The sequence below is a fragment of the Microbaculum mangrovi genome (assembly GCF_051390635.1).
Lineage (GTDB): Bacteria > Pseudomonadota > Alphaproteobacteria > Rhizobiales > Tepidamorphaceae > Microbaculum.
Map to the genome: position 1 here is coordinate 771,586 of NZ_JBPODT010000004.1, position 12,984 is coordinate 784,569.

13 protein-coding genes are annotated in these 12,984 nt (G+C 68.4%); all 13 read right to left on the minus strand.

Annotated features, from left to right (window positions below; genetic code table 11):
- Positions 1-57: 57 nt before the first annotated feature.
- A complete protein-coding gene (gene sucC, locus ACSF9G_RS20385; RefSeq protein WP_436643956.1) occupies positions 58-1,251 on the minus strand; it encodes an ADP-forming succinate--CoA ligase subunit beta in 1,194 nt (397 codons plus the stop codon).
- Between the two features lie 13 nt (positions 1,252-1,264).
- On the minus strand, positions 1,265-2,236 hold the full coding sequence (gene mdh / locus ACSF9G_RS20390; protein ID WP_436643957.1) for a malate dehydrogenase: 972 nt from the start codon (positions 2,234-2,236) through the stop codon (positions 1,265-1,267).
- A gap of 134 nt (positions 2,237-2,370) precedes the next feature.
- Positions 2,371-3,528: a cell division protein ZapE gene (gene zapE / locus ACSF9G_RS20395; protein WP_436643958.1), complete on the minus strand. Its 1,158-nt coding sequence runs from the start codon at positions 3,526-3,528 to the stop codon at positions 2,371-2,373.
- Positions 3,529-3,584: 56 nt separating this feature from the next.
- Positions 3,585-3,977, minus strand: a complete 393-nt coding sequence (locus tag ACSF9G_RS20400) for a carboxymuconolactone decarboxylase family protein (protein WP_436643959.1) — start codon at positions 3,975-3,977, stop codon at positions 3,585-3,587.
- A 53-nt stretch (positions 3,978-4,030) separates the two neighbouring features.
- A complete protein-coding gene (locus ACSF9G_RS20405; protein ID WP_436643960.1) occupies positions 4,031-4,543 on the minus strand; it encodes an RNA pyrophosphohydrolase in 513 nt (170 codons plus the stop codon).
- 143 nt (positions 4,544-4,686) lie between these two features.
- On the minus strand, positions 4,687-5,880 hold the full coding sequence (locus tag ACSF9G_RS20410; RefSeq protein WP_436643961.1) for a divergent polysaccharide deacetylase family protein: 1,194 nt from the start codon (positions 5,878-5,880) through the stop codon (positions 4,687-4,689).
- A 92-nt stretch (positions 5,881-5,972) separates the two neighbouring features.
- Complete coding sequence (locus ACSF9G_RS20415) at positions 5,973-7,301, minus strand: S41 family peptidase (protein WP_436644048.1); 1,329 nt, start codon at positions 7,299-7,301, stop codon at positions 5,973-5,975.
- Positions 7,298-8,632 carry a murein hydrolase activator EnvC family protein gene (locus ACSF9G_RS20420; RefSeq protein WP_436643962.1) on the minus strand — a complete coding sequence of 445 codons (1,335 nt, stop codon included), beginning with the start codon at positions 8,630-8,632 and terminating at the stop codon, positions 7,298-7,300. Before ACSF9G_RS20420 ends, ACSF9G_RS20415 begins: the two co-directional genes overlap by 4 nt.
- Before the next feature lie 125 nt (positions 8,633-8,757).
- Complete coding sequence (rlmH, locus tag ACSF9G_RS20425) at positions 8,758-9,225, minus strand: 23S rRNA (pseudouridine(1915)-N(3))-methyltransferase RlmH (RefSeq protein WP_436643963.1); 468 nt, start codon at positions 9,223-9,225, stop codon at positions 8,758-8,760.
- Between the two features lie 45 nt (positions 9,226-9,270).
- Positions 9,271-9,687, minus strand: a complete 417-nt coding sequence (rsfS, locus tag ACSF9G_RS20430) for a ribosome silencing factor (RefSeq protein WP_495542738.1) — start codon at positions 9,685-9,687, stop codon at positions 9,271-9,273.
- 124 nt (positions 9,688-9,811) lie between these two features.
- Positions 9,812-10,480 carry a nicotinate-nucleotide adenylyltransferase gene (locus tag ACSF9G_RS20435; protein WP_436643965.1) on the minus strand — a complete coding sequence of 223 codons (669 nt, stop codon included), beginning with the start codon at positions 10,478-10,480 and terminating at the stop codon, positions 9,812-9,814.
- A gap of 12 nt (positions 10,481-10,492) precedes the next feature.
- The gene (locus tag ACSF9G_RS20440) at positions 10,493-11,785 is read right to left on the minus strand and encodes a glutamate-5-semialdehyde dehydrogenase (RefSeq protein ID WP_436643966.1); all 1,293 of its coding nucleotides are present in this window, start codon (positions 11,783-11,785) and stop codon (positions 10,493-10,495) included.
- A gap of 8 nt (positions 11,786-11,793) precedes the next feature.
- Entirely contained in the window at positions 11,794-12,984 is a 1,191-nt protein-coding gene (proB, locus tag ACSF9G_RS20445; RefSeq protein WP_436643967.1) for a glutamate 5-kinase, read from the minus strand.

A 12,984-nucleotide genomic window follows, 5' to 3' on the forward strand; every position in this document is an offset into this window, starting at 1 on the left:
ATTTCCTAACTGAAACGCTCTCGTTGCGTGACCTGGCTCGCGTTCCGCGTCCCCGGCTCAGCCGTTCACGGCCTTCACGATCTTCTGGGCGGCGTCGTCGAGGTCGTCGGCGGCGGTGACGTTCAGGCCGCTTTCGTTGAGGATCTTCTTGCCCTCCTCGACCTTGGTGCCCTCCAGCCGTACGACCAGCGGTACCTGCAGGCCGACTTCCTTGATCGCGGCGACGACGCCCTCGGCGATCGTGTCGCAGCGCATGATGCCGCCGAAGATGTTGACCAGGATGCCCTTCACGTTCGGATCGGCGGTGATGATCTTGAACGCCGCGGTGACCTTTTCCTTGGAGGCGCCACCGCCGACATCGAGGAAGTTCGCCGGCTCGGCGCCGTAGAGCTTGATGATGTCCATGGTGGCCATCGCCAGGCCGGCGCCATTAACCATGCAGCCGATGGTGCCGTCGAGGGCGATATAGGCGAGATCGTGCTTGGAGGCCTCGATTTCCTTCTCGTCCTCTTCCGTCTCGTCGCGCAGCTCAACGACGTCGGGATGGCGGAACAGGGCGTTGTTGTCGAAGGAGACCTTGGCGTCGAGAACGCGGATATGCCCGTCCTGCATGACGATCAGCGGGTTGATCTCGAGCAGGCTCATGTCCTTGCTAGTGAAGGCCTCGTACAGGATCCTGGCGAGGTCGAGCATCTCGGCCCGTGCCGGATCCTTCAGTTCCAGCGCGTCCGCCAGCTTAGCGGCGTCGGCGTCGGTGACGCCGGCTTCCGGATCGATCGGCAGCGTCAGGATCTTGTCCGGGGTCTCCTCGGCGACCGTCTCGATGTCCATGCCGCCTTCCGTGGACACGACGAAGGCGACCTGGCCGACGGTGCGGTCGACGAGCAGGGAGAGATAGAGTTCGCGGGCGATGTCGGCGCCGGCCTCGATATAGAGCCGGTTGACCTGCTTGCCGGCGGGACCGGTCTGCTTGGTCACCAGCGTCGAGCCCAGCATCTGCCTGGCGTTGTCGACGACTTCCTCGACCGACCTGGCCAGCCGGACGCCGCCCTTGTCGCCTGCCACCGACTCCTTGAAGCGGCCCTTGCCGCGGCCGCCGGCGTGGATCTGCGACTTGACAACCCAGAGCGGGCCGCCGAGTTCGGTTGCGGCCTTCTCGGCTTCGTCGGCCGAGTAGATGGCGATGCCGGATGCGACGGGGGCTCCGAATTCCTTCAGAACCGCCTTCGCCTGGTACTCATGTATGTTCATCGGTCAGTTAAGCTCACTTGCTCTTGCCGAGATCGGGGGCGATCTTCTTGCAGGCGTCGACGAGGCCGCGGACGGCTTCGACGGACTTGTCGAACATCGCCTGTTCGCTGCGGTTCAACTCGATCTCGACGACCCGCTCGACGCCCTTGGCGCCGATCACGACGGGAACGCCGACATAGAGGTCCTTCACGCCGTATTCGTTCTTGAGATAGGCGGCGCAGGGCAGAACCCGCTTCTTGTCCTTCAGATAGGACTCGGCCATGGCGATCGCCGACGCCGCCGGGGCGTAGAAGGCCGAACCGGTCTTCAGAAGGCCGACGATCTCGGCACCGCCATCGCGGGTGCGCTGGATGATCTCGTCGAGGCGCTTCTTGGTGGTCCAGTTCATCTTGATCAGGTCGGTCAGCGGGATGCCGGCGACCGTCGAGTAGCGGGCCAGCGGAACCATCGTGTCGCCATGGCCGCCCAGCACGAAGGCGGTGACGTCCTCGATGGAGACGTCGAACTCCTCGGCCAGGAAGTGGCGGAAGCGCGAGGAATCGAGCACGCCGGCCATGCCGACCACCATGTGGCGCGGCAGGCCGGAGGCCTTCTGCAGCGCCCAGACCATGGCGTCCAGCGGGTTGGTGATGCAGATCACGAAGGCGTCCGGAGCGTACTTCTTGATGCCCGTGCCGACCTGTTCCATGACCTTCAGGTTGATGCCCAGCAGATCGTCGCGGCTCATCCCCGGCTTGCGCGGCACTCCGGCGGTGACGATGACCACGTCGGCGCCCTTGAGCGCGGCGTAGGACTGCGTGCCCGTCAGTTTCGCGTCGAAGCCGTCGACCGGCGAGGACTGCGCCAGATCGAGCGCCTTGCCCTGCGGGGTGCCTTCCGCGATGTCGAAGAGAACGATGTCTCCGAGTTCCTTGAGGCCGGCGAGATGGGCGAGCGTGCCGCCGATCTGTCCGGCGCCGATCAATGCGATCTTGTTGCGCGCCATTGGATGAAAATTCCCAGATTTTGCCTGCGGCGGACCGTTCCACGTGCGGGCGGTTGGTCTGTCCGCGCAGTCACTAGCCCGAATGCCCGACCCATTCAAGTGAACCTCTGTTCTGGGTCGGCGATTTGATCGTTTCAGGTGTCGCTATCGGGTCCAAGGCCGTTTTCGCGCGCCTCGTAGGCTGCCGCCAGGTAGTCGCCGGAGCGCATTTCGTGAAGTCGCGAGACGGTGCGCCTGAATTCCGCGGCGCTGTCTCCGCTCGGATACAGCGCATCGGGCTCGGCATCGGCGGAGACGACGAGCTTGACCCTCTGGTCGTAGAGCGTGTCGATCAGGAGAACGAAGCGGCGCGCCTCGTTGCGCTGGCCGGGTCCGAGTTGTGGCACGGCATCGAGGAACACCGTATGGAAGGTCGCGGCGATCTTCAGGTAGTCGTTGGCACCGAGCGGCGCCTCGCACAGGTCGGCGAAGGAAAACCGCGCAATCCCGTCGAAACTCTCCGGCACCGGAACCCGCCGGCCCAGGACTTCCAGGGTCGTCGGGCGACCGTGCGCGGCGCCGGTCAGGCGCCTCCAGGTCTCGTCCATGGCGTGGCGGGCATCGCCGTCGGCGGGCGAGAAATAGAGATCCGAGGAGCGCAGGCGGCCCAGGCGGTAGTCCGATATCGCATCCAGGCAGACGACGTCGGTCCGTTCCTTCAGCAATGCGAGGAAAGGCAGGAACAGCGCCCGGTTCAGCCCGTCGGCGTAGAGCCCGTCCGGTGCGGCGTTCGAGGTGGTGACGAGCACCACGCCGCGGTCGAACAGCCGGGTGAACAGGCGGCCGAGGATCATGGCGTCGGCGATGTCGTCGACGTGGAACTCGTCGAGGCAGAGAAGCCGGGTCTCGGCTGCGATCTCGGCGGCGACCGGCCCGATCGGATCGTCTCCCTTGACCGCGCCGGCCCTGGATTTCTGGCGCCAGGCATGGACGCGGCGGTGCACGTCGGCCATGAAATCGTTGAAATGGGCGCGGCGCTTCCGCTTGAGGCCGGTGGCCTCGTAGAACAGGTCGACGAGCATCGTCTTGCCGCGGCCGACCTCGCCGAAGATATAGAGCCCCTTGAGCGGGGCCGCCTTCTGGCGGCGGGCGAACAGCCAGCCGAGATTCGATCCCTTCTCCGCCAGGCGCCGGTTGACGAGCTCGGTCGACAGGCGCGTCAGGCGCTCGACGAGCCGGGCCTGCGCCGGGTCGTGGGCGATCTCGCCGGCCTCGACAAGGGCGGCGTATCGCTCCCTGGGCGTTTGCGTCATCGGTGCGTCTTCGGAGGAAAGGTTACGAGTCCGGGATAAGCGGCTGTTTTCGGGGGTTATTTGAACGCCTCGTCGACCGGCACCTGCAGGCCGTTGACGAGCCGGTTGGTCTCGTTGGCCATGCCGACCACGGCGATCAGCTCCATCAGCATCTCGTCGGTCATGCCCTTGGCGCGGGCCGACGCGGTGTGCGAGCGGATGCAGTACTCGCAGTTGTTGGTGGCGGAAACGGCCACGTAGATCATCTCCTTGACCAGCGGGTCGAGGGCGCCGGGGGCCATCACTTCCTTGACGCTCTCCCAGGTGCGCCTGAGCAGAACCGGATCGTGGGCGAGCGCGCGCCAGAAATTGTTGACGAAATCGGTGTTGCGGGTCTTGCGGATGTCGTCGAACACGGCTTTCGCCTCGGGCGAGGCGGCGTCGTCATCGAGGATCGGCACGATGGTCATTGCGGTCAGCTCCCTGGTCGGTTCGGTCGGCGAAAGGTCGGGCGTCGTCGGCTCTATTTAAGCGCATCGGCGAATTCGGCGACAATGCGACGATAGACATCGCGCTTGAACGGAACCACCAGTTCGGTCAGCGCCTCGAGCGGGGCCCATTTCCAGGCATTGAACTCGGCCTTGTGGTGGCCGCCGCCGGGCGTGAGGATGTCGATCTCGGTTTCCTCGCCGGTGAAGCGCAGCAGATACCATTTCTGCGTCTGGCCGCGGTAGCGCCCCTTCCAGGCCTTGCCGACCAGGTCGGGAGGCAGGTCGTAGCGGATCCAGTCCCGGGATTCGGCGACAAGGTGCACCGAGCGGATGCTGGTTTCCTCGTAGAGCTCCCGGTAGACGGCCTCCAGCGGGTCCTCGCCGTCGTCGATGCCGCCCTGCGGCATCTGCCACCAGGTTCCGGGGCCCTCCGGCTCCTCGGGACCGTCGGCGCGGTGGCCGATGAAGACGAGCCCGTCGCCGTTGACGACGAGCGCGCCGACGCAGGGGCGGTAGGGAAGGGCTTCGGGGTCGGTTTTCGCCATGGCTGATCCTGTTGGCCCATCCCGCGGGCGGATGTGGGCCTTCACCGGGGAATTCTGACGGTCCGGGGAGTTCTGACAGTCCGGGGCGATCTGTCAACCGGCGTGTGCCATCGCGGGCGCAGACGCGGGGCTGGATGGCGCCCTCAGGTCTCGCCGCCGCTTGCCGCCGCGCTGGCGGGGATCAGCACGATGCCCTTGCCCTGGAGTCCGTCGGCCCAGGCGTCGATGGCGTCGATGGCGATCGGAAGGCCGGAGGCGACGCCGACGGCGACGCCCTTCTGCCGGGCGATGTCCTCGAGCCGGGCGAGCTGCGCGTCGATATCGGCGCGCGCGGGCACCGCGTCGACGACGATATCGGCCTTTGCGAAGGGCAGGCCGACCTCCGAGGCGATGTGCCCGGCGACCGAGCGCGACGACGAGCCGTCATCGACATAGATGAGGCCGCGGTCGCGCAGTTCGCCGAGGATCGGGCGCAGCGACTGGTCGGACGCGGTGAAGCGGGCGCCCATGTAGTTGACGATGCCGACATAGCCGGTGAAGCGGCTCATCACCCAGTGCAGGCGGTCCCGGTTCTGGTCGACGCTGAGGCCGGTCAAAAGCGTGTGCGGGCCGGGATCGTTGTCGGGATAGTCATAGGGCTCCAGCGGCACCTGCAGCGCGAGCTCGTGCCCGGACTGGCGGGCCCGGCTGGTCAGGCGATCGGTCTCGTCGCCGTAGGGCGCGAAGGCCAGCGTCACCTCGCGCGGCAGCCGGTCGATGGCCGCTTCCGTCGCGGTGATCGACAGGCCCATGCCGCCGATCAGTATGGCGATCCGCGGCTGTTCCTCGCTGATCGTTCCCGTCGCGGCGGAATAGACCTCGGCGGCGCGGCGGCCGTCGCGATCGATGACCGGCAGAGGCCCGTAGGGGCCGCTTTCGAGAAGGCTCGTGTCGAGCGAGGCCACCACGGTCCCGCCGGACGCGGGGCCAGAGGATTGGGCGCCCGGGGATCTGGGGCCTGTGTAGTTGGAGGGTGCGGCGAGCGGATCGGAGATGACGATGTCGGCGGGCGGCTGGCTGTGGCCGCTCGGCAACGGCGCGGCCTCGCGGGAATCCACGGTCGGCCGAATGCCCAGATCGTCGCCGCTGTCGGCCTGGATCGCGGTGGGATGGTCGAGCGCGACCACCACGACGGGCTCGCCGCCATGCGGATCGTCGACGAAGATCAGCCATCCGGCCACGAAAAGGGCGAAGGCGCCCGTCAGGACAAGCAGGGAGCCAAGCACGGTGACGCGGCGCAGCCGCTTTCGCCACACCTGCCAGAATCCGCCTGGCGAAGTCAGATCATCCGCCGCCATGATCAATTCCGTTGAAGCGGGCCTCTCAAGGCCCGGGGGCTGGCGCTTCGCGGCGTGCCTCTCGCCGCGAAGTCGCCTGAAGCCTCAGCCCGTCAGTTGGGCACGCCCGCGCCCGGATCCGGCGGGAACAGGCTGTTGACCTGAACGCCGCGCAACAGATCGAGCGCATAGTTCAGTTGCTTGTCCTTTTCCTTCTCCGGCGGGATGTAGGCGGACGATCCGCCCTCTTCCTTGCCGGCTTCCGACTGCAGATGCCCGCGCAGCGACGACTCGCCCTTCGACGTGGTCGCGCCCTTCAGCTCCTCGGGCACCTCCTGCTCGACGATGATATCGGGCTCGATGCCCTTGGCCTGGATCGAGCGGCCGGACGGGGTGTAGTAGCGCGCGGTGGTGAGGCGGAGCGCGCCGTTGGAGCCCAGCGGGATGATCGTCTGCACCGATCCCTTGCCGAAGGAGCGCGTTCCCACCACGGTCGCACGGCGGTGGTCCTGCAGCGCGCCGGCAACGATCTCGGACGCCGAGGCCGAGCCGCCGTTGATCAGCACGATGACCGGCTTGCCCTTGATCAGGTCGCCGGAGCGAGCGTTGTAGCGCTGGCTCTCGTCGGTGTTGCGGCCGCGGGTCGAAACGATCTCGCCGCGATCGAGGAACGTGTCGGAGACGGCGATGGCCTGGTCGAGCAATCCGCCGGGATTGTTGCGCAGGTCGATGACGAAACCCTTGAGCTTGTCGTTCGGGATCTCGGTCTCGAGGGACTCGATGGCGGTCTTCAGATTGTCGAAGGTCTGCTCGTTGAACTGGGTGATGCGGATGTAGCCGACATCGTCCTCGGTGTTGGAGCGCACGGCGCGGATCTGGATGATGTCGCGCACCACGGTGATATCGACCGGCTCGTCGGCGCCTTCGCGCCGGATCGTCAGCTCGATCGGGGTGTTGACCCGGCCGCGCATCTTCTCGACCGCCTCCGAAAGGGTCAGGCCGAGCACCGCCTCGCCGTCGAGATGGGTGATGAGGTCACCGGCCATGACGCCGGCGCGGGCCGCCGGCGTGTCGTCGATCGGGGTGACGACCTTGACCAGGCCATCCTCCATCGTGACCTCGATGCCGAGGCCGCCGAACTCGCCGCGCGTCTGCACCTGCATGTCGCGGTAGTTCTTGGGCGACATATAGCTGGAATGCGGATCAAGCGCGGCCAGCATGCCGTTGATCGCCGACTCGACGAGCTGCGCGTCGTCGGGCTGCTCGACATAGTCCGCCTTGACGCGTTCGAAGACGTCGCCGAACAGGTTCAACTGGCGATAGGTGTCGGCATTGCCGGCGGCTTCCGCCGCTCCGCTTACATGCCAAGGCTGCGAAGCCGCGAAGGTCGCGACCGCACCCACCATCATTCCCAGCACAAGTATCGTCGTTCTACGCATTATCCGCCTGCTCCTGTGCGGCCTTCCGCCCACCATGGGGCGGGGTCGATGGGATGCCCATCCTTCCGAAATTCGACATAAAGGACCGGCTGGCTCCGCCCGACCGTCACGCTTTCGGCGCTCGCCACTTCAAGCCCGCCCATCTGTCCCACTGGTTCACCGGTCAATACGAACTGACCCAAGTCAACCGCGATAGTATCCAAGCCGGCGAGCAATACATGATATCCGTCGCCGGCGTTCAGGATCAAGAGTTGCCCGTATGACCGAAACGGCCCGGCATAGACGACCCAGCCGTCGCTCGGTGCCGTCACCTGGGCCCGCGAGCGCGTCGCGATCGAGATGCCCCGCGCCGGGCTGCCGATCTCGTCCGGAGTGCCGAAATCGCGCGTCACGGCCCCTGTAACCGGCATCGGCAGCAGGCCAACCGCTTGCGGGAAGGCCATCGCGGGCTCCAGCCGCGTCGGGTCGCGCAGGGCGCCGAGCGCCTGTTCCGGCGTCGCCGGCGGCCTGGCGGCGGCTTCCCTTTCGCGGCGGGCGACGGCGATCTCGCGGTCGATCGAGGCGATCAATTCTTCGAGATTGCGCGCTTCCAGGGCGAATTTCTTCGCCTTCTCGCGAATCGAACCGAGCTCTTCCTCGCCCTTCGCGACGGACTCGCGCTTGGCCTCCACGAGGGCGGCGATGCGTCGCCGATCACCGGCAAGGTCGCGCGAACGGGCCAGTAATCGGGCCTTTTCGGAGTCGATTTGCCGCTTCAGCCGGCCCATTTCCTCAAGATCCCATGCCAGCGCCTCGGTTTCGATGCGAACGCCCGGCAGAACGGCGCCGAGCAGGATCGCCGTGCGCACGGTCTTCAGGGCGTCCGAGGGCTCGACCAGCACCGCCGGCGGCGGCCTGCGGCCCATGCGCTGCAGGGCGCCGAGCAGTTCGGACAACAGGCCCGAACGGGAGCGGAACGAGGCGCGCAATTCATCCTCGCGCTGCTCAAGCCCATCGATGCGTTCCTCGACCTCGTCGATGGAGGCCTCGATATCCTGCACGCGCGCGGCGGTCTCGATCAGCTGCTCGTTGAGCGCGGCGCGGTCCTTGCGCAGGGTTTCGATCTCGGTGGCGAGCGCGGCTTCGGCGGCGTGCTGGGACTCGATGTCCCTGCGCAGGGCTTCCAGCGCCTTCTCCTTCTCGACCCGCGTGATATCGGCCGGGTGCTCGGAGGCCGGCTGTTCGGTGACCGTCTGCTCGGCGTTCACGACCGGAATCTGGACGCATGTCAGCGCGGCCGTGGCGAGGATCGCCGCGACCGCCGGAACCCGGTGCGTCGAAACACGGAATCGCATGAGGCCGATACTAGGGTCCTGAGCGTTAACGGGTTGATAACCGTAACTTTGCGGCGAGAACGCGGCCGCGCCAGTTAAGATCCGTCCATGCTCGCGACCGGCCGTGCTCGCGACCGGCCCTGGGCCTAGGCGCGATGATAGGGGTGGCCGGAGAGGATCGTCACCGCCCGGTAGAGCTGTTCGGCGAGCATGGCGCGCACGAGCTGGTGCGGCCAGGTCATCGCGCCGAAGGACAGCATCAGATCGGCGCCGTCGCGCGCCGCCCTGCCGTGGCCGTCCGGGCCGCCGATCAGGAAAGCGGCGGCGGGCGCGCCCTGGTCGCGCCAGTCGGCGAGGGTGCCGGCGAAGGTCTCGCTGGAGACGGTCTTGCCGCGCTCGTCGAGGACGATGCGCCGCGATCCGCGCTTCATGCGGGCAAGCAGGGCGTCCGCTTCCCAGTCGGCGCTCTTGCCGTCGGGAAGCTCGCCGACGGCGAAGCCGCTCAGGCCGATCGCCCGCCCGCCGCCGCGGGCGCGCTCCAGATAGCGCTCGACAAGGATGTGTTCGCCGCCTCCGGCCTTGAGGCGCCCGACGGCGAGGATATCGATTCTCATGGTGCCGCCGGCGGCGTCAAAACCGCCGGCCCGGTCAGTGGCGCGTCAGATCACCGCCCGTTCGCGCGGAATCTCCGAGGACCACATCTTCTCCAGATTGTAGAAGGCGCGGACTTCGGGGCGGAACAGGTGGACAATGACATTGCCGGCGTCGATCAGCACCCAGTCGCAGGTCTGAAGGCCCTCGACGGCGGCCTTGCCGAAGCCGGCCTCCTTGAGCGCCCGCAGCACGCGATCGGCGACCGCGCCGACATGCCGGTCCGACCGCCCGGAGGCGACGACCATGGTGTCGGCGATCGACGATTTTCCAACGAGATCGATGGTGACGATATCTTCGGCCTTGCCGTCTTCCAGCGCGACCACGATCGTCTCTAGCAGACCGTCCGACGGATCTACCTGCCGGCCAGCCGCAACGGGAGGCGCGCCGCGGACGACGCCCTCAGCGGTGTTCGATGGTGTCAGGGGTTCTACCTCTCGTCATACCATCCGAGATCAGCGGCGGCTCCGCAGGGGCGAAGCACTACCGTGTCCCTAAGATAAGTCACGTCATGTAACAATTTCAATAAGCGCGATACGCGGGCGCCTTTCACGCGGACGGCGCCGTTTCCGCCCGCCCGGAGCCGCGGAGCTGGGTGGAGGACAGCGGCGAGCGGCGCCCGTGCAGGAAAACCCAGGCGGGCGGGGCGCGGTCGGCGAGCGTCGCGGCGTCGGATTCGTCGACCCGGTAGCGGGAGAGCCAGCTCGCCGCGCGCCCGGCGGCGGCATGCAGGGTGTTGCCGGGCCGGTCGATCACGGCGATCGGCACCATCCCGGCGATTTCCTGCCAGGCGTGCCAGCGGTGGAAGCTCGGCAGGTTGTCGGCCCCCATCAGCCAGACGAAGCGCAGCGTCGGGCAGCGCTCGGTGAGGAAGCGCAGGGTGTCGCGGGTGCGGCTGACGCCGACGTCGGCCTCGACCGAGGTGACGCGGATGCGGGGATGGCGGGCGATCAGGCCGGCCTCGGCGATGCGCTCGGCCATGGGCCTGAGCGCGGCGGGATCCTTCAGCGGATTGCCCGGCGTCACCAGCCACCAGACCGCGTCGAGGCGCAGCCGGTGCAGGGCGAGCTCGCTGATCAGCCGGTGGCCGGCGTGCGGCGGATTGAACGAACCGCCGAGCAGGCCGATGCGCTGGCCCGAGCCGTAGGGCGGCAGCGCCGGCCAGACCGGGCTCGTGTCGGGCCTGCGCGCCCGGCGCGTCGCGGACTTCCGGTTCACGGGCCTGTCAGCTCACGGGCGGGTCTGCCCGGTGCCGCGGACCCGGTACTTGAAGCTGGTGAGCTGCTCGACGCCGACCGGCCCGCGCGCGTGCATGCGGCCGGTGGCGATGCCGATCTCCGCGCCCATGCCGAACTCGCCGCCGTCGGCGAACTGGGTCGAGGCGTTGTGCAGCAGGATCGCCGAATCGACGCGGGCGAAGAACGCGTCCGCCGCGGCCTGGTCGTCGGTGATGATCGCCTCGGTGTGGCCGGAACCATGGGCGGCGATATGCGCGATCGCCGCGTCGAGGCCGTCGACGACCCGGACGGCGATGATCGCGTCGAGGAACTCCTTGCCGAAGTCCTCGGGCGTCGCCGGGACGACGCGGGCGTCGGCGGCCTGCACGGCCTCGTCGCCGCGCACCTGGCAGCCCGCGTCGATCAGCGCGCCGACGATGGGCGCCAGGTGGGTGCCGGCCAGCGCGTGGTCGATCAGCAGCGTCTCGGCGGCGCCGCAGATGCCGGTGCGGCGCATCTTGGCGTTGACGACGACGGATTTCGCCATCTCCAGGTCGGCGGGGGCGTGGACGTAGACGTGGCAGATGCCTTCCAGATGGGCGAAGACCGGCACGCGGGCCTCCGTCTGGACGCGGCCCACCAGGCTCCTGCCGCCGCGCGGCACGATCACGTCGACATTGCCGTCGAGCCCCTTCAGCATCTCGCCGACGGCGGCGCGGTCGGTGGTCGGCACGATCTGGATCGCGTCGGCGGGCAGGCCGGCGGCTTCAAGCCCCTCGGCGAGGCAGGCCTGGATCGCGCGGGCGGAGTGGAAGCTCTCGGAGCCGGGGCGCAGGATCACCGCGTTGCCGGCCTTGAGGCACAGCGCGCCGGCGTCGGCGGTGACGTTGGGGCGGCTCTCGAAGATGACGCCGATGACGCCGAGCGGGGTGCGCACGCGCTCGATGTGCAGGCCGTTGGGTCGGTCCCATTCGGCGATCACCGCGCCGACCGGATCGGCGAGGGCGGCGATGTCCTCGATGCCCTTCGCCATCGCCTCGATGCGCGCGGGGTCGAGTCTGAGCCGGTCGAGGAAGGCGGCGGCCGTGCCCCTGGCCTGCGCCGCCTGCACGTCGCCGGCATTGGCTTCCAGGATCTCGGCGGTGCGGGCGCGCAGGGCGGCCGCCATCGCGGCCAGCGCGGCGTTCTTCTGCTCCGCCGGGGCGGTGGCGAGGCGGTTTGCGGCGGCGCGGGCGCGCCTGCCGAGACCGGCCATGACGGTCGCGATGTCGTCGTCGCGGGTCAACTCGTGCACTTCGGCAGCCATCTCGTCCCTCATACCTTCTTTACCGTCAGATCGTCGCGGTGGATCATCTCGGCGCGGCCAGCATAGCCCAGAATGCCGGAGATTTCCCGGCTGTTGCGGCCGAGGATCCGCTCGGCGTCGGCGCAGTCGTAGGCCGACAGGCCGCGGCCGATCTCGTTGCCGTCGCCGTCGCGGATCACCACGGCGTCGCCGCGGGCGAAGGTGCCCTCGACGCGGCGCACGCCGGCCGGCAGCAGGCTACGGCCCGCCTTCAGCGCGGTGACCGCGCCGTCGTCGACGATCAGCGCGCCGCGCGGCTCGAGCGCGCCGGCGATCCATTTCTTGCGCGCGGCGACGGGATTGCCGTGCGGATGGAACCAGGTCGCCCGGCCGCCGGCGTCGATGGCGGCGAGCGGATGGTCGATATGGCCGGAGGCGATCGCCATGGCGGTGCCGGCGGCGGTGGCGATGCGGGCGGCCTCGATCTTGGTCTGCATACCGCCGCGCGACAGGTCGGACCCGGCGGCACCCGCCATCGCCTCGATGCGGGGCGTCACCGTCTCGACCTCGGCGATGAACTCGGCGTCGGGATCGGTCGCCGGCGGGGCGGTGTAGAGGCCGTCGACATCGGACAGCAGCACCAGGCAGTCGGCGCTCATCATGGTGGCGATGCGCGCGGCGAGGCGGTCGTTGTCGCCGTAGCGGATCTCGCTGGTGGCCACGGTGTCGTTCTCGTTGATGACCGGCACGGCCTTCAGCTTCAACAGCGTCGCCATGGTCGAGCGGGCGTTGAGATAGCGCCGCCGCTCCTCGGTGTCGCCGAGCGTGACGAGGATCTGGCCGGCCTGCAGGCCGTGGGCGCCGAGGGCCTCGGCCCAGGCGCGCGCCAGCGCGATCTGGCCGATGGCCGCGGCCGCCTGGCTTTCCTCGAGCTTCAGGCCGCCGCGCGGCATCCCCAGCACGGAGCGGCCGAGCGCGATGGCGCCCGAGGAGACCATGATCATCTCGGCGCCGCCCCCGGCCAGCGTCGCCACGTCGGCGGCGAGCGCCGCCAGCCAGTCGCGCCGGAGGCCCTTCGCCGGATCGACCAGCAGGGCGGAGCCGATCTTGACGACGATGCGCCGATAGGCCGACAGGCGTTTCTTCAGGTCCCCGCTCTTCTCGGTTCGGGCCTTGCCGGTTCGGGTCTTCGCGTCCCCTGTCCTCGTGTCCCCGGACAT